Below are 16,142 nucleotides of genomic sequence, written 5' to 3'. Positions count from 1 at the left end.
CATCCGAAAACCCTTCTCCGGGAGGATTGAACCACCGCCGATTTCACAGTACGGAAAGGCGGTTTCGCACAACGACAGTAACCACGGCGCGGGGGGGGGCGGGCCCCCCGCGGGCGGCGCGGGGGGGGGGGGGGGGGCGGGCCCCCACGGCCGCGAAGGCGCGCGCGAGCTGCTGGACGTCCCGGTCGTCGACATCACCGAAGCGGCCGCGCACCTGGCCTGTCTGCTCGGCCGCCGCTACGGCGTCGTGACCACTTTGGACCGCACGTGCGGGCTGATCGAGGACAGCCTCCACTCGGCCGGCGTCGCGCAGAACTGCGTCACGGTCACCGGCGCCGGGCTCGGGGTGCTGGAGCTGACCGACGAACGCCGCACGGAGTCGGCTTTGCTGACGGCCGGCCGGCGCGCGCGGGACGCCGGCGCGGAGGTGCTGGTGCTCGGCTGCGCCGGGATGACGGGCCTCGACCGGAAGATCTCGACGATGCTGGACATCCCGGTGATCGACGGCGTCGCGGCGGGAATCCGGCTCGCGGAGTCGCTGGTGGCGCTGGGACTGAAGACGAGCCGCGCGGGCTCGTACGCGCGTCCGTTGGACAAGCGACGCACCTGGCCCGATTGACATCCCCGGCACCGCCCGGACAGAATCGCCACTGCCGTACCGCCGCCCGGTGACGAGTGGGGACTTCGACGTCCCCGTGAAGGGCGGTCGGAAGTGCGAAGGCTACGCGTACTGGGCGCGCTGGCGTTGTCCGCGAGCATGCTCCTGGTCCCGGTGAGCGGGACGGCGGTGGCCGCGTCGCCACCGCACACCGTCATCACCGACGGGGCGAAGCTGGCGGGGATCAAGCAGGCGCTGCGCAGCGGCCACGCGTCCAAGGCCCAGCGCGACGCGCTGAAAGCCGTGCTGGACAAGGCGAACACGGCGCTGACCGCCGGGCCGTGGTCGGTGATGGACAAGCCGTCCGCGCCGCCGAGCGGCGACAAGCACGACTACATGAGCCAGGCGCCCTACTGGTGGGCGAGCGAGAAGACCCCGGAGAACCCGCAGGGCTGCCCGTACGTCAACCGCGACGGCCAGCGCAACCCGGAAGCCGACGCGATCACCGACCACACCTACCGGATGTGGGCCTGGGACGCGATGTACTACCTCTCGCTCGCCTGGTACTACACCGGCGACGCGAAGTACGCGAAGCGGGCGGCACTGGACATCCGGACGTGGTTCCTCGACCCGGCCACCAAGATGAACCCGAACATGACGTACTCGCAGATCGTCCCGTGCCGGACCACGATCAGCGGCACCGGGATCATCGACTCGACGCAGTCGTTCAGCCAGCTCCTCGACACGTTCGCGCTGCTCGACGGCGGCGCGCCGGGCTGGTCCGGCAAGGACCGCTCCGGGATCAAGGCCTGGCTGACGCAGTACCTGGACTGGATGCAGACGAGCCCGCAGGCGAAGCTGGAACTGGCCGCCACCAACAACCACGGCACCTTCCTCGACATGCAGAACGCGACGATCGCGGCGTACCTGGGCAAGCGGGACACCGCGCGCAAGATCGTCCTCGACGCCGAGAAGAACCGGTTCCCGGTGCAGTTCGCCGCCGACGGCAGCCAGCCGCTCGAGCTGTCGCGCACGATGTCGTGGCACTACGTCAACTTCAACCTCACCGCGTGGGGCCGGATGGCGCAGCTCGGGAAGAACCTCGGCATCGACGTCTGGAAGTACAAGGCCGCCAACGGGGTGACGCTCCGGAAGGTCGTCGACCAGCTGATCCCGGGTGCGCTGCAGGGTGCCGCTGGCTGGCCGCACCAGCAGATCGGCGTGTTCGACCAGTCGATCGCGGCGGACATCTTCCACGCCGCGGCCGAGGAGGCACACGACTCGGACGCGGCGGCGGCGTTGAAGAAGATGCCGCTGCCGGCCGGCGGCGACACGTGGCCGGTGCGCGTGTCGTGCTTCCCGCTCGACCCCCCACTTAAGTAGGGCTGCCCCAACGAAAACCGGACACCGCGTCCCATAGCGCACGACCTGACAGATTGGTCTAGTCCAAAGTATTGACACTCGGTGCCCCCGCGCGCACATTCATGACCGGGGCCGGACCCGCTTCGTGAAGAACCGTCGCGTACGCCCTCTCCCGCGCCGTCGCGGCCGGGAGAGGGCCGTCCGCCTGCGCGAGGAGACGCCCATGCAGCGAAGATTCGCCCTGGTCGCCGCCGCGGCCGCCGCCGTCGTGATCGGCGCGCTGACCGTCGCCGGCCCGGCGGCCCCGAACGCCGCCGCCGCGACCTCCGGCGGGGTCCGGATCGCCTACTTCGACCAGTGGTCCATCTACCAGAACGCCTACTACCTCAAGAACGTCGACGCGATCGCCGGCAACCTCGACTACCTGCTCTACGACTTCGAGAACATCGACCCGGGCAACCTCACCTGCTTCGAAGCCACGAAGGCGACGACCCCGGACCCTGGCGGCGAAACCGACCCGAACGCCGGGGACGGCGGCGGCGACCAGTTCGCCGACTACCAGAAGTCCTTCGGCAGCGACATCAGCGTCGACGGCACCGCCGACGTCTGGAACCAGCCGGTCGCCGGCAACTTCCACCAGCTGCAGGAGCTCAAGGCGCGGCACCCGAACCTCAAGGTGCTGCTGTCGATCGGCGGCTGGACGTACTCGAAGTACTTCTCCGACGCCGCCGCGACCGACGCGTCGCGCAAGAAGTTCGTCAGCTCGTGCCTCGACATGTTCATCAAGGGCAACATCCCGGCGTCCGGCGGCTACGGCGGCCCGGGCACCGCGGCCGGGATCTTCGACGGCATCGACATCGACTGGGAGTACCCGGGTTCGCCCACCGGGCACGTCGGCAACCACTACAGCGCCGCCGACACCGCGAACTACACCGCGCTGATGGCGGAGTTCCGCAGTGAGCTGGACGCGTTGGGCGGCAAGCACTACGCGCTCTCGGCCGCGTTGCCCGGCGGCCAGGACAAGATCGCGAAGATCCAGACCGACCGGATCGGGCAGTACCTGGACTTCGGCAACGCGATGACCTACGACATGCACGGCGCGTGGGACGCGACCGGGCCGACGAACTTCCAGGACCCGCTGTACTCGTCGCCGGGTGACCCATCGGGCACGATCCCGCCGGGCACCGAGAAGTACACGACCGACTCGGTGATCAAGGACTACCTGCACGGCAACAGCGCGTACGGCATCGCGGGCGGCTTCCCGGCAGCCAAGCTGACGCTGGGCATCCCGTTCTACTACCGCGGCTGGACCGGCGTGCCGGCCGGGTCGAACCACGGGCTGTACCAGTCCGCCTCGGGTCCGTCGCCCGGGCACGCCTTGAGCGGCAACGTCCCCGGCGTCGCGATGTACAAGGAACTGTCCGGGATCGTCGACAACCCGGCGGACACGTACTGGGACCCGGTCACGCAGTCAGCCTGGTTCTACGACGGGACGAACTTCTACGGCGGCTCGTCGGCCCAGTCGATCAAGGCCCGCACGGACTACATCCACTGCACGGGCCTCGGCGGCGCGATGATGTTCTCGCTCTACGACCTGGACCCGGGTTCGACGTTGTTCCACGCGGTGGTCAACGGGCTCGCGGCCTCGACGCCGAACTGCTCGGCCCCGCCGACCACGACCCCGCCGACGACCACCCCCACCACTCCGACGACCCCGACCACGCCCACCACTCCGACCACTCCGCCGACGACCACGCCCACGACGCCGCCTTCGGTCCCCGCGTGGGCCCCGAACACGGCGTACGCGACGGGTGCGAAGGTGACCTACAACGGCGTCACGTACACGTGCCGCCAAGCCCACACCTCATTGGTGGGCTGGGAGCCGCCGAACGTCCCGGCCCTCTGGCTGGCCGGCTGAACCGTCTTGAATGACTCATTCAGGACCTCGGAGGTCCTGAATGAGTCATTCAAGACATCAGTTGCCGGTGGGGGCGCCGACGCCCGGCGCGGGGGCGGTCGCGTTGCCCGCGATGCCGTAGCGGCCCGCGGCGCCGTCGAGCTGTTCCTTCAACGCCAGCACCGTGCTCACCCGGCCGGCCGACGAGTCCACGTTGTCCACAGTGGACAGGATCGACGTCGCCGACGTGTCCGCGCGGACCACGCCCAGCGCGCCCGTGCCCTCCGCGGAACCGGCGTCGCCGGCCAGGACTGTGCCCGCGCCTCCGCGGTCGAGCTGCGTGGCGAACCGGGCGATCGTCGCCGCGCGGTCACCCGCGCTGTCGCCGGTCGCCTGGCCTCCGGTCAGCACGATCGCCAGCTGCGCCGGCTTGACCTCCTGGCTCGCCTTGACGAACCCGCCGTCGGTGAGACCGCTGATCGCCGCCGCCAGCTCCTCGCCCGAGGACTGCGGCTTCGCCGTGGTCTTGTCCAGCAGCAGCACCGAACCGAGCAGCGCGCCGGCCAGCGTGCCGGAGTCGCCCGCGGTCGGGAACTTCGAGCCCGCCGGCTGCAGGCGCGTGACGACGTCGCGGAGCTGGTCGGCCTTCTCCGGGTCGGCGAACGCGGCCGTCAGCTGTACCTCGCCGGTCACCGAAGCGCCGGACTGGCCGATCAGCTGCTTGAGCGCGTCCCGGTCGGCCGGGCGCGCGTCCTCGGTGGTCACGAGCACCACCGAGCGCTTGTCCAGCGCCCCGGCGACGACCTTCGGCCCCATCGCGCCGGCGAACGCATCCGCGTCGGCCAGCCGGGCGTTGAGCGCGTTGCGCTGGGCTTCGAGGTCGGAGACCTGGCTGCCGAGATCCTTCTTCTCCCCCGCCAGGCCGGAAAGCAGCGTGCCGTTCAGCGCGGTCGAGCCGAGGACGACCCCGACGGCCAGTGCCAGGAAGCAGGCGGCGATGGAAACGACGTGGTAGCGCAGCGAAATCACGTGAACAATCCCTTGACCCAGACAGTGAACGTATTCCAGGTGTGCCGGAGCCAGTCCAGGTAGACCGAGCCGACGTCGGACACCAGCAGGGCCGCGGCGACGACCACGACCGCGGCGAGCACGAGCAGCACGACCGCGCCGATCGACACCCGGCTGCGGTGCAGCGTCGCCACCGCCTTCCCGTCCACGAGCTTCGTACCGAGCTTCAGCCGGGTCAGGAACGTCGACGGGTTGGAGCCGGACCGGCCGTGGTCGAGGAACTCGCGCAGGGTGGCCTGGAAGCCGACCGTGACGACCAGGCTCGCGCCGTGCGCGTCGGCCAGCAGCAGCGCGAGGTCCTCGGCGTTGCCGGACGCGGGGAACGTCACCGCGCCGATGCCGAGGTCCTGGATCCGCTCGACACCGGGCGCGTGCCCATCGGGCTGCGCGGGCACCACGACCTCGGCGCCGCCGCGCAACGTCGTGGTGCCGATGCCGGTGGGGTCGCCGACGATGATGTCCGGCGTGTAGCCCTGCACGCGCAGGGTGTCGGCGCCCGCGTCGACGCCGACCAGCACCGGCCGGTGCTCGGCGACGTACTTCTTGAGCTTCTTGAGGTCCTCGGCGTGCCCGTTGCCGCCCGCGACGACCAGCACGTGCCGGTCGCGGATCGCGACCTTCAGCTCCGGCACGCCGACGCCGTCGAGGATCAGCGTGCGCTCGCGGCGCAGGAACTCGATGGTGTTGGCGGAGAACGCCTCCAGCTGCGTCGACATCCCGGCCTTGGCCTCGATCATCTGGTCCGCGACGCTGTCGGCGGTCTGCTCGATGCCGGAGGCGACCTGGCGCTCGCCGACGTAGACGACGCCGTCGTGCAGCCGCAGCTTCGTGCCGTCCTTGATCGTGCGCAGCAGTTCGCCGCCGACCGAGTCGACCAGCGGGACGCCGGCCGCGACGAGGATCTCGGGGCCCATGTTCGGGAACCGGCCGGAGATCGACGGCGACGCGTTGACCACGCCGGCGACCTCGGCTTCGACCAGGGCGTCGGCCGTCGCGCGGTCGAGGTCCAGCTGGTCGAGCACGACGATGTCGCCGGGACTGATCCGGCGCAGCAGCTCCCGGGTGCGGCGGTCGACCCGCGCGACCCCGGTGATCCCCGGGAGGGGTTCTTGGTTCCGCGTGAGCAGGCCGGTGAGCTTCATGTGGCCGATGGTGACAAATTTGCTCGTGGGACAACGGACGCCACGCCGTAGCCGGGGTGACTCGTTGTGGTGAGGTCCCCCGTGCGGGTCAGGCCTCCGACTCCTCCGAAAGGGAGCCGAAATCGAGGTTCAGCCAGGGGCTCGCCGGGTCCTGAAGGAGCTGGTGGTGGACCCGCACGGCCGCCGGGTACCACTCGCCGAACTCGTCGTCCTCGGCGTGCAGGACGCGGCCCATGACGTACCCGGCCGACAGGTCGGCCCATGACTGGTGGTAGCGGCGAGCGAGCGAACCGGCTTCGAGGACCATCAGCTCCGCTGTCAGCGCGTCACAATAACCGGCCGCGAGACCCCACCGGGCGATGTTGACCGCGCGGCCGACGTCCCACGACAGCGCCGTCGTGACGAACCCGTCCGCGTCCACCAGGCCGTCGGCGCGCAGGCGCTGTTCGCACCGCGACACGCGGCGGACGGTGTCGCGCAGCTCGTCGGCCTGGTCCTCGGCGTCGTTCTCCGCGCACCACCGGTCCACCAGCTCCGCCCAGGTCAGCGGGTCGAACTCGCCGTTGCGCAGGCCGTACTCGGCCGCGAACCGCAGGCGCAGCATGAGCACGAGGTTGCCGGGCGTCAGCGCGTAGCCGTCGCCGATCAGGTCGGCCATCGTCGCGCGCCAGCCGGGCGGGTCCGGCACGCCCCACCAGTCGCGCAGGCCCCGCACCTCGGCGACGTAGTCGTGGCGGCGCGCGTCGAGCACGTTCCACGGCGCCGCGTTGAGCACCGCCAGGTGCGCGCCGCAGGCCAGCGCGTGCGCGATCGGCCCCTCGAGGTGCCCGTACGGCGCGGTGATCAGCCGCTCGACCTGCTCTTCCAGCGGCGTGACGTCGTCCTTGTGCGCGTCGAGCCACGGCTGCAGGGTCGCGCCCGGCAGCCGCCACTCGCCGCGGGTGCCGCGATTGAACACGACCCGCTCGTGCCGCCCGACGCCGTCGACCGCCCAGTCCAGCGCGCCGCTCATGGCGACGACGTCCGAGCCGAGGTCGGGCAGCGCGCCGCGGGTGAAGACCTGCAGGAACTCGTCGCCGCCCGTCTCGAAGTAGACGTTGGGGAAGGTCTCGGCCCGCTCGTCGAGGATGCTGCGGGCGTCCACCCGCCGGATCGGGACGAAGAGCTCTTCCCCGGCCAGCAGGCCGAGGTAGCGGTCGAGGTCGCCGTCGCGGCGGGCGGCGGCCAGCTGGGCTTCGACGTCGGCGGGCGGCGGCAGGATCACGGGGCGGCTCCCTCCGCTCGGCCGGTCAGCACGACGAGCTTGCCCGCCGTCCGGTTGTGTTCCAAGTCGTCGTGCGCCTGCCGGATCTCCGTCATCGGATACACCTTGGCCGGGCCGAGGCTTGCTTCGCCGGCGGCGATCCGGTCGAGGTGACGCTGGAGGACGGAGGCGGGCAGGTCGTCCGCCTCACCACCATAAGCGGTCAACCGCACCCCGGCGGGAAGGTAGCCGATCGGATAGAAGTTCGAGATCGTCCACTGGTTGGACAACATGCCCGTGAAGCAGACGGTGCCGTGCACCCGGGTGGCCTTCAGGGTGTCCGGCAGGGTCGGGGTACCGACGAGTTCGAGGGCCGCGTCGACGCCTTCCGGCGCGATCGTGCGGACCTGCGCCGCGACGTCACCGTCGTCGAGCAGGGCGTGGTCGACGCCGTGCTCGCGCAGGGTTTCGAGCCTTTCCGGCTGCCGGGTGGTGGCGAAGACGGCGGCGCCGAGGTCTTTCGCCAGTGCCGCGGTGGCGAACCCGAGCGCGGACGTCCCGCCGCGGATCAGCAAGGTCTGTCCTGCACGCAGGTCGAGGCCGGTGGTGAGCGAGCCGTACGCGGTCTGCAGCGTTTCGGGGACCTGTCCGAGGACCTCCCAGGGCAGCTCGGAGCGGAACGGGATGACCTGCTTCTTCGGCACCACCGTGTATTCGGCGTAGCCGCCGTCGAAGGTGCGGCCCATCCCACCCATCATGGTGGCGACCTGCTGCCCGGGCTCGAGTTCGCCGCTGGGGTCGGCGTCGACCACGCCGACGGCCTCGATGCCGGGCACGCGCGGGAACGTGACGCCCTCGGCCAGGCCCAGCCGGGTGTGCAGCTCGGACCGGTTCAGGCCGAACGCCCGGACGGCGATCCGCACCCACCCCGGTTTCGGCTCGGGCAACGGGAGGTCCGTCAGTTCGAGGTTCTCGACGGGACCGGGTTCTCGGAGTACGACCGCGCGCATCACAGGTCCTTTCTTCGCATGCGAACAGTCCGCACAACAACTGTCCGCGCGAGTAGTATTCCCGGAGTGAGCCTGTCCCGAGAGCACGACGCCGCGTGGCGGGGATTCCTGCGCTCGTCGGCGCTGCTGCTGCGCGTGCTCGACGCCGAGCTGCGGGCCGAGCACGGGATGACGCACCGGACCTACGACGCGCTGGTCCAGCTCTCGGAGGCCCCGGATCGCCGGCTGCACATGAAGGACCTGGCGGCGGCGCTGGTCCACAGCGCGAGCGGGTTGACGCGCATCGTCGACGGCCTGGAGAAATCGGGCTACGCGCGACGCGAACCGGACCCGGCGAACCGCCGGTCCACGCTGGTGGTGCTGACGCCGGCGGGCCTGGCCGCGCTGGAGAACGCCTGGCCGACGCACGTCCGCGGGGTGCAGCGGCACTTCGCGGACCAGGTGAGCCCCGAGCAGGCGCAGGTGCTGGCAGAGGTCTTCCGCGGCATCACCACGAACCTCGAAGACGGCCCGCCCTCGTAGCTACTTCTTCTTGCTGGCCCGCTTGGGTTTCGGGGCGGGTTCGGCCTTGGCCTTCTCCGCCGTGGCCAGCAGCTCCTCGGCGTGCGCGCGGCCCGTCTCCGTGTCGTCCATCCCGGCGAGCATCCGCGCCAGCTCGTTGACCCGCTCGCCCTGGCTCAGGTTCTTGACGCCGCTGCGCGTCACCCCGCCCTTGTGGCCCTTGTCCACCACCAGGTGCTGGTCCGCGAACGCCGCGACCTGCGGCAGGTGCGTCACCACCAGGACCTGGTGGGTCCGCGCCAGCCGCGCCAGCCGACGGCCGATCTCGACCGCCGCGCGGCCACCGACCCCCGCGTCGACCTCGTCGAACACCAGGGTCTGCACGGTGTCCGCGTGCGCGAGGACCACCTCGATCGCCAGCATCACCCGCGACAGCTCACCACCGGACGCGGCCTTGTGCACCGGCAGCGGCGGCGCGCCGTCGTGGGCCCGCAGCAGCAGCTCGACGTCGTCGATGCCGTCCGCGCCGGCGTGCACCGCGTGGCCGTCGATGGCCAGCGCGTGCGTGTCGCCGTGCTCGGCCGGGCGCTGCTCGACCGTCACCTCGATCGCGGCCTGGCCCATCGCCAGCCCGGACAGCTCGCGCGTGATCTCCGCCGCCAGCTCGGCCGCCGCCTTTTCGCGTGCCGCCGACACCTCGACGGCGTGCGCGGCCAGCTGAACCGCGAGCTGGTCGCGGCGCAGCCCCAGCTCGGCGAGCGCCTCCTCCGAGGTGTCCATGGATCCCAGGCGGCGCCGGGCGTCGTCGGCCCAGGCGAGCACGCCGTCGACGTCCGCCGCGTACTTGCGGGTCAGCCGCTTGAGGTCGCCCTGGCGCGCCAGCACCTTCTCGAGCAGCGCCGGGTCGGCATCCAGCGTCTCGACGTAGTTGCCCAGTTCGGCCCCGACGTCGGTCAGCAGCACCGACGCCTCCTCGAGCCGCGGTGCCAGCTCGCGCAGCACGCCGTCTTCGGACGTCGCAAGCCGCCGGAGCGCTTCGGAGACCAGAACCATCGCGCTCGGGACGTCCGGGTCGCCGTCCGGCGAGCCCGACAACGCGACGTGCGCCTCGGTCGCGGCCGCGCGCAGCTCGTCGGCCGCCGCGAGCCGCTTGATCTGGGTGGTGAGCTCGACGTCCTCGCCCGGCTCCGGCGCGACGGCGTCGATCTCGGTGAGCCCGTGCTTGAGCAGGTCGGCCTGCTGGGCCATCTCCCGCGAGCGCGTCGACCGCTCGGTCAGCTCGGCGATCACCGCCAGCCACTCGGACCGGACCTCGCGGTACGCGCTCAGCGGCTTCCCCACCGCGTCGCCGGCGAACCGGTCGATCACGTCGCGCTGCTCGCTCGGGCGCAGCAGCCGCAGCTGGTCGTTCTGCCCGTGGACCGCGATCAGCTGTTCGGACAGCTCCGCGAGCACGCCGACCGGCACCGACCGGCCGCCCAGGTGCGCGCGCGAGCGCCCGTCGACCGCGACGGCCCGCAGCGCGATGACGCTGCCGTCCTCGTCGACGTCGGCACCCGACTCGGTGACGATCCGTTCGGCGCCTTCGACGCCGGCATAGGTGAACCGTCCCTCCACGAACGCCTTGAGCATCCCGGTCCGGACCTTGGACACCTCGGCGCGGCCCCCGGACAGCAGGTGCAGCCCGGTGACGACCATGGTCTTTCCGGCACCCGTCTCACCAGTCACGACGGTGAAGCCCGCGTGCAGTTCCAGCAGGGCGTCCTCGATGACTCCGAGGCCCTGGATGCGCATCTCGGCCAGCACGCCGCCTACCGTAGCGGCCCCCACCGACACTCTGCGCGCGCGGGACCCCGGCGAGTCGCCGATATGTTCGAATGGATCGCCGAACGGTCCTTACTCACAGGGGCGCGCGTGGCGCTCGCGCCAGCTCTTCACCGGCAGCGAGAACTTCTGCACCAGGCGATCGGTGAACGGGCCGTCCCACAGCCGGACCAGCCGCACGGGCGTCGTGCCGCACGTCACCCGCACGCGGGCCCCCGGCGGCAGGTCGATGAGCCGGCCGCCGTCGCAGGTCAGGACGGCGGACGAGCCGTCGGGGTCGATCCCGACGGTGATCACCGAGTTCCGCGAGACGACCAGCGGCCGCGCGAACATCGCGTGCGCGTTGCTCGGCACCACCAGCAGCGCCTGGACGTCCGGCCAGATGATCGGGCCGCCCGCCGAGAACGCGTACGCGGTCGACCCGGTCGGTGTGGCGCACAGCACACCGTCGCAGCCGAAGGCGGACACCGGCCGGCCGTCGACCTCGATGAGCGCGTCGAGGACCCGCTCGCGCGTGCTCTTCTCGACGCTCGCCTCGTTGAGCGCCCAGGTGCGGGCGACCTCGGCGCCGTCGTGGGTGACCGTGACGTCGATGGTCATCCGCTCTTCGACCTGGTAGTCGCCGTCGACGACGCGCTGCACGGTGTCGGCCAGCGCGTCGGAGTCGGCCTCGGCGAGGAAGCCGACGCGCCCGAGGTTCACGCCGAGCACCGGCACGCCGGCCGGACGGGCCAGCTCGGCCGCGCGCAGCAGCGTGCCGTCGCCGCCGAGGACGAACACCAGCTCGACGCCCTCGGCGGGGTTGTCGTCGGGGTCCACGACGGTGCAGGTCGACCCGACGCCGTGGCGGTCCGGGTTGATGAGCGCGCAGACGTCTTCTTCGATCACCCGGATCCGGATGCCGGCCTTGGCGAAACGCGCCGAAACCTCGCGCGCGGCCTCGCCCGTCGCTTCGCGATCGGGGTGCACCATGAGGAGAACTTCACGGTCGGTGGTCATGCGGGCCCTTCCTCGACGGCGGTTCGGACGAGCCGCTCGGCCTCAGACCTGTCTACCGCGTCCACAGTGGACTCGGCCACACGTTCTTCAGTGACACAGACTTTGCCCAGCCACACGAAGTACTCGACGTTCCCGGACGGCCCGGGCAGCGGGCTCGCGGTGACGCCGCGCAGCGCGAGCCCCAGCTTCGCGGCCTCGTCGATGACGGTGAGCACCGACTCGGCGCGCAGCTCCGGGTCGCGGACGACACCGCCGCTGCCGAGCCGGTCCTTGCCCACTTCGAACTGCGGTTTCACCATCGGCACCAGGTCGGCGCCTTCGCGTGCGCAAGCGGCGAGCGCGGGCAGCACGAGCTTCAGCGAGATGAAGGAGAGATCACCGACGACGAGGTCGACCTGGCCGCCGAGGTCGTCGGGAGAGAGGTTGCGAACATTGGTGCGGTCCATGACCACTACACGTTCGTCGGTGCGGATCCGCCAGTCGAGCAGGCCACGGCCCACGTCTGCGGCGATCACGGTGGCGGCGCCGTTCCGGAGCAGGACGTCGGTGAAGCCGCCGGTGGACGCGCCGGCGTCCAGGCAGCGCTTGCCCTCGACGCTCAGGCCCGTGAACGCCTCCAGGGCGCCGAGCAGCTTGTGCGCGCCGCGGGAGGCCCAGCCGGGGTCGTCCTCGTCCTTGACGACGATGGGCGCGTCGGACTCCACACCGGTGGCGGGCTTGCTCGCGACCATGCCACGCACGGTGACCTTGCCGCCGGCGATGAGGGCCGAGGCCTGCTCGCGCGACCGGGCGAGGCCGCGCCGAACCAGTTCCGCGTCGAGGCGCGCCCGCTTGGGCACCGTGGTCAGACCTTGTCGATGCTGGAGAGGGCGACCGTCAGCTCGGTGTGCACGGCGTCGAAGCGCTCGACGTGCTCCGCGAGCGGCAGCGCGTCGAGGTCGTCCAGGCCGGCGACGGCTTCGTCGATGCCGGCTCGCGGATCGGTCTGCTGCGAGAACGAACCGGGCGGCGGGCCCGGAACGGGGTACGGGTGGTCCTGCACGGCACAAACGGTATCAGTCAGGCGAGCTTCGCCTTGGCGCGCTCGCCGAGTTCGGTGACGCCGGTCTCCCAGGCCGTGTGGCAGAGCGCGCGGAGCAGGTCCAGGGCGTCGCCGTCGCCGGTCGCTTCCAGGGTCTTGTTCTCCACGGTCACGGTCCAGCCCGGGCGCGGGCCGATCTTGAGGTCCTCGGCTTTGTCCTCGAGCGCCGTGAGGTCCTTCGCGAGGTAGGTGGCGCGTTCGGCCGGAATGGCCTCGATCAGCTGCTTCGGCGTCGCGACGCCCGTGAGGACGACGAGCGAGTCGATGCCGGCGGCAACCGCGCCGGCGATGTCGGTGTCCAGCCGGTCACCGACGACGAGTGGATGCTCCGCACCGGCGGACTTCGCCGCGGTCTCGAACAGCAGCGGCTGCGGCTTCCCGGCGACGAGCGGCTCGACGTCGGTGGCGGTGCGCAGAGCGGCCACCATCGAGCCGTTGCCGGGCAGCAGCCCGCGCTCGCTGGGCAGGGTGGCGTCGACGTTGCAGGCCACCCAGAGCGCGCCCGCGCGGATGGCCAGGCAGGCTTCGGCCAGCGCGGCCCACGTGTTGTCGGGCGAGTGCCCCTGGACGACCGCCCGGACGTCGTCGCCGTTCTCCCGCACCGGCTTCAACCCGGCGCCGGCGACCTCGGCGGCGAGCGACTCCGTGCCGACGACGAGGACCTCGGCGCCGGCGTCGAGCCGTTCCTTCAGCAGCTGCACCCCGGCCTGGGCGCTGGTGTGCACCTCATCGGTCCCGGCGGGCATGCCGAGACCGGTGAGGTGCGCGACAACTTCGTCCGGTGCCTTGGACGCGTTGTTCGTCACGAACCGGACCGGAGTGCCGTGCTCGCGCGCGGCCCGCACCGTCTCCGGAGCGCCCGGGATCACCCGGGAGCCGTGGTAGACGGTGCCGTCGAGGTCGAACAGGACCGCGTCGTAGGCCGCGAGCAGAGCGTCACTCATCCGATTCTTCGGTGTCCTTCTTCTCGGCCTTCTCGGCGTTCTCGCTGTTTTCGTTGGCCAGGTCCGCGGCGCGCTCGGAGGCGTCGGTCTCGTCCTCCGCGTCGGCCTCGGCGGCGTTGAGGAACCAGCGGACGGCCTCCTCCTTGCGCCCGGCGGCCTCGAGGTTGTCGGCGTAGGCGTAGAAGAGCCGCGCGCTCCACGGATCGCGCTTCTCGGCCTTGAGGTCGTCGCCCTGCAGCGAGACGACGGCGGCGTCGAGCTGCCCGAGGTCCCGCCGCGCCCCGGCCGCGACAATGGCGAGCTCGACCTGGACGGCCTTCGCCAGCTTCGCGGTGTCGGCCTCCTTCGCGAGATCGAGGGCGCGTTCGGGCCGGCCCAGCGCACGCTCGGCGTCGGCGATGATGGCGATGTGGTCGTCGGTACGGGTCATCCGCCGGACGGCCCGCAGTTCCGAGAGGGCTTCCGACCAGTTCCCGGCGTGGTAGGCGACCAGGCCGAGCGCCTCCCGCACGATCGGCACGCGCGAGGCCTTGGCCTTGGCGTACTTGGCGTGCTCGAGGGCGGCCTCGGGATCGCTGTCGATGAGGCTCCCGGCGGCGACGAGGTGCTTCCCGACGGTCTCGGCCAGGCCCTTGGGAAGGGTCCTCAGCTCGCGGCGGGCCTCCTCGTCGAGGTCGGAGAACTCGACGTCTTCGGGCAGTTCCGGCGCTTCGAGGAGCTCCTTGGCGAGGGCCTCGTCGTCGAGCGCGGACCCGACCTTGGGCCGTTCCCGGTATCCCGCGGGACGGTCGCTGCCGCGCTTGTCCGAGCTCCGCTTGTCCGTACCCCGGAAGCCGCCGCCGGTCTTGCCACCGCGATCGTCGTCACGGCGCTGGTAACCACCGCTGCTGCTGCTGCCACGGTCATTGTCCCGGCGCTGGTAACCACCGCTACCACCGCGGGAATCACTGCTGCGATCGCTGCCACGGTCATTATCGCGACGCTGGTAACTACCGCTGCCACCACGGGAATCGTCCCGACGGTCATTATCGCGGCGCTGATAGCTACCGCTGCCACCACGAGAGTCGCTGCCCTGGTCATTGTCGCGACGCTGGTAACCACCGCTGCTACCGCGGGAATCGCTGCCCCGATCGTTATCACGGCGCTGGTAACCGCCGCTGCCACCGCGGGAATCGTCCCGACGGTCACTGCCACGGTCATTGTCCCGGCGCTGGTAACCACCGCTACCGCCACGGGAATCGTCCCGGCGGTCGTCGGAGCGGAAACCGCCGGTACGGCCGCCGCGATCGTCGCTTCCGCGGCTGCGGTCGCTCGAGCCGTGCCCGCCGGTACGGCCACCACGGTCGTCGCTTCCCCGGCTGCGGTCGCTCGAGCCGTACCCGCCGGTGCGGCCACCACGGTCGTCGTCGCGACGCTGGTAGCTGCCACGCGAGTCGTCGCGACGGTCACTGCCACCGCGGTTGCGGTCGTCGGAGCGGAAGCCGCCCGTCCGCGCGCCACGGTCGTCCGAGCGGAAGCCACCGCTCTTGCCACCGCGGTCATCCGAACGGAAGCCGCCGCTCTTGCCACCGCGGTCGTCGGACCGGAAGCCGCCGGTGCGGCTGCCGCGGTCGTCGTCGCGGCGCTGGTAGCTGCCGCGGGAGTCGTCCTTGCCGCCGCGGTCGTTCGAGCGGAAACCACCCGAACGGGGGCCGCGGTCGTCGTCGCGGCGCGAGGACCCGCCGCGGTCCTCCCAGCGGGGCTTGCGGTCGCCGAACGACGCCTTGCCCTGGGGCCGGCTGCCGCCGGGACGCCCGCCGCGATCGTCGGAACCGCGGCTCGAGCGCTCGCCGCCACGGTCGTCCGAGCGGAAGCCGCCGGTCTTGCCGCCGCGGTCGTCGAACCGGCCGCCACCCGAGCGGCCCGCGCCGCCGGAGAACTTGCTGCCGCCGCCGGGCCGGCCGGCCCGGTCACCGGAGTCGCGGTAGCCGCCGCGGCGGTCGTCACGGTCGCCAGTGCGGCCGCCGTCACGGCTCTGACCTGCGTATCCTCCGCGCTGGTCGCGGTCACGGGGACCGTCGCCGCCGCGGAAGGGCTTGCCGCCGCCGCGGACTCCTTGATCGTCCCGGCGTGGCCGGCCCGTGTGGGCGCTGTCGCGGCCGCCGCGGTCCTGCCGCGCACCGCGCCGGTCTCCCCCGGGTGCATCCGACCGGCCCCGGGAGCCTTCGTCCCGGCGTGCCGACCGGCCTGACCCATCATCCGCTGAGTCTCGTCGACCGAACTCGGACACCTGGCCTCCTGCCGTGGAAAAAATCTTGTTCTGGACATACGCGTACGGCCCGCTAGGGCAGCCAACTGGCTATCCTAACGGGCCGTACGGAAGGTAAGTTCGGCGGTGTCCTACTCTCCCACAACCCTTCGGTTGCAGTACCATCGGCGCTATCAGGCTTAGCTTCCGGGTTCGGAATGGGACCGGGCGTTTCCCTGACGCTAA

Annotated in this window: 14 protein-coding genes, 1 rRNA gene and 1 pseudogene; 5 read left to right on the top strand and 11 right to left on the bottom strand. The window is 71.5% G+C overall.

The window, feature by feature from the left end:
- Positions 1-133: 133 nt before the first annotated feature.
- From QQ657_RS55945 to QQ657_RS55935, 3 genes and pseudogenes are all read left to right on the top strand, one after another.
- Positions 134-619: pseudogene (locus tag QQ657_RS55945) on the top strand (aspartate/glutamate racemase family protein); the annotation flags it as partial.
- Between the two features lie 93 nt (positions 620-712).
- A complete protein-coding gene (locus QQ657_RS55940; RefSeq protein ID WP_284750646.1) occupies positions 713-1,981 on the top strand; it encodes an alginate lyase family protein in 1,269 nt (422 codons plus the stop codon).
- 202 nt (positions 1,982-2,183) lie between these two features.
- Entirely contained in the window at positions 2,184-3,878 is a 1,695-nt protein-coding gene (locus QQ657_RS55935; RefSeq protein WP_284750645.1) for a glycosyl hydrolase family 18 protein, read from the top strand.
- Between the two features lie 57 nt (positions 3,879-3,935).
- Here QQ657_RS55935 and QQ657_RS55930 read toward each other — a convergent pair whose 3' ends face one another.
- From QQ657_RS55930 to QQ657_RS55915, 4 genes are all read right to left on the bottom strand, one after another.
- Positions 3,936-4,886, bottom strand: coding sequence for a copper transporter (locus QQ657_RS55930; protein WP_284750644.1), 951 nt, complete (start codon positions 4,884-4,886; stop codon positions 3,936-3,938).
- On the bottom strand, positions 4,883-6,067 hold the full coding sequence (gene steA, locus QQ657_RS55925) for a putative cytokinetic ring protein SteA (protein ID WP_284750643.1): 1,185 nt from the start codon (positions 6,065-6,067) through the stop codon (positions 4,883-4,885). Before steA ends, QQ657_RS55930 begins: the two co-directional genes overlap by 4 nt.
- 88 nt (positions 6,068-6,155) lie before the next feature.
- Complete coding sequence (locus QQ657_RS55920) at positions 6,156-7,331, bottom strand: DUF1266 domain-containing protein (RefSeq protein ID WP_284750642.1); 1,176 nt, start codon at positions 7,329-7,331, stop codon at positions 6,156-6,158.
- The gene (locus tag QQ657_RS55915) at positions 7,328-8,320 is read right to left on the bottom strand and encodes a zinc-binding alcohol dehydrogenase family protein (protein ID WP_284750641.1); all 993 of its coding nucleotides are present in this window, start codon (positions 8,318-8,320) and stop codon (positions 7,328-7,330) included. Before QQ657_RS55915 ends, QQ657_RS55920 begins: the two co-directional genes overlap by 4 nt.
- Positions 8,321-8,386: 66 nt before the next feature.
- Here QQ657_RS55915 and QQ657_RS55910 point away from each other — a divergent pair, with 66 nt between their 5' ends.
- Complete coding sequence (locus tag QQ657_RS55910; protein WP_284750640.1) at positions 8,387-8,842, top strand: MarR family winged helix-turn-helix transcriptional regulator; 456 nt, start codon at positions 8,387-8,389, stop codon at positions 8,840-8,842.
- Here the strand turns inward: QQ657_RS55910 and recN are convergent, their stop codons facing one another.
- The 6 genes from recN to QQ657_RS55880 form a co-directional block, all read right to left on the bottom strand.
- Complete coding sequence (recN, locus tag QQ657_RS55905) at positions 8,843-10,627, bottom strand: DNA repair protein RecN (RefSeq protein ID WP_284750639.1); 1,785 nt, start codon at positions 10,625-10,627, stop codon at positions 8,843-8,845.
- 90 nt (positions 10,628-10,717) lie between these two features.
- A complete protein-coding gene (locus QQ657_RS55900; protein ID WP_284750638.1) occupies positions 10,718-11,644 on the bottom strand; it encodes an NAD kinase in 927 nt (308 codons plus the stop codon).
- A complete protein-coding gene (locus tag QQ657_RS55895) occupies positions 11,641-12,483 on the bottom strand; it encodes a TlyA family RNA methyltransferase (RefSeq protein ID WP_284750637.1) in 843 nt (280 codons plus the stop codon). Before QQ657_RS55895 ends, QQ657_RS55900 begins: the two co-directional genes overlap by 4 nt.
- A gap of 5 nt (positions 12,484-12,488) precedes the next feature.
- Positions 12,489-12,686, bottom strand: a complete 198-nt coding sequence (locus QQ657_RS55890) for a hypothetical protein (protein ID WP_043774930.1) — start codon at positions 12,684-12,686, stop codon at positions 12,489-12,491.
- Between the two features lie 17 nt (positions 12,687-12,703).
- On the bottom strand, positions 12,704-13,669 hold the full coding sequence (locus QQ657_RS55885; protein WP_284750636.1) for an HAD-IIA family hydrolase: 966 nt from the start codon (positions 13,667-13,669) through the stop codon (positions 12,704-12,706).
- Entirely contained in the window at positions 13,662-14,189 is a 528-nt protein-coding gene (locus tag QQ657_RS55880; protein ID WP_284750635.1) for a tetratricopeptide repeat protein, read from the bottom strand. The genes QQ657_RS55885 and QQ657_RS55880 overlap by 8 nt, the downstream gene beginning before the upstream one ends.
- Before the next feature lie 30 nt (positions 14,190-14,219).
- On the opposite strand from QQ657_RS55880, the gene QQ657_RS55875 reads away from it, so the two are divergent.
- Positions 14,220-15,899: a hypothetical protein gene (locus QQ657_RS55875; protein WP_284750634.1), complete on the top strand. Its 1,680-nt coding sequence runs from the start codon at positions 14,220-14,222 to the stop codon at positions 15,897-15,899.
- A 136-nt stretch (positions 15,900-16,035) separates the two neighbouring features.
- Here QQ657_RS55875 and rrf read toward each other — a convergent pair.
- A 5S ribosomal RNA gene (gene rrf / locus QQ657_RS55870) occupies positions 16,036-16,142 on the bottom strand; the annotation flags it as partial.

The sequence above is a fragment of the Amycolatopsis ponsaeliensis genome (genome assembly GCF_030182635.1).
GTDB classification, from domain to species: Bacteria; Actinomycetota; Actinomycetes; order Mycobacteriales; family Pseudonocardiaceae; genus Amycolatopsis; species Amycolatopsis ponsaeliensis.
This window is presented reverse-complemented; position numbering and strand designations above follow the sequence as displayed.

Excerpts from the sequence above, each read along its gene's own strand:
- QQ657_RS55935 (WP_284750645.1), top strand. The coding sequence starts at position 2,184 with ATGCAGCGAAGATTCGCCCTGGTCGCCGCCGCGGCCGCCGCCGTCGTG.
- steA (WP_284750643.1), bottom strand. The coding sequence starts at position 6,067 with ATGAAGCTCACCGGCCTGCTCACGCGGAACCAAGAACCCCTCCCGGGG.
- QQ657_RS55915 (WP_284750641.1), bottom strand. The coding sequence starts at position 8,320 with ATGCGCGCGGTCGTACTCCGAGAACCCGGTCCCGTCGAGAACCTCGAA.
- QQ657_RS55900 (WP_284750638.1), bottom strand. The coding sequence starts at position 11,644 with ATGACCACCGACCGTGAAGTTCTCCTCATGGTGCACCCCGATCGCGAA.
- QQ657_RS55885 (WP_284750636.1), bottom strand. The coding sequence starts at position 13,669 with ATGAGTGACGCTCTGCTCGCGGCCTACGACGCGGTCCTGTTCGACCTC.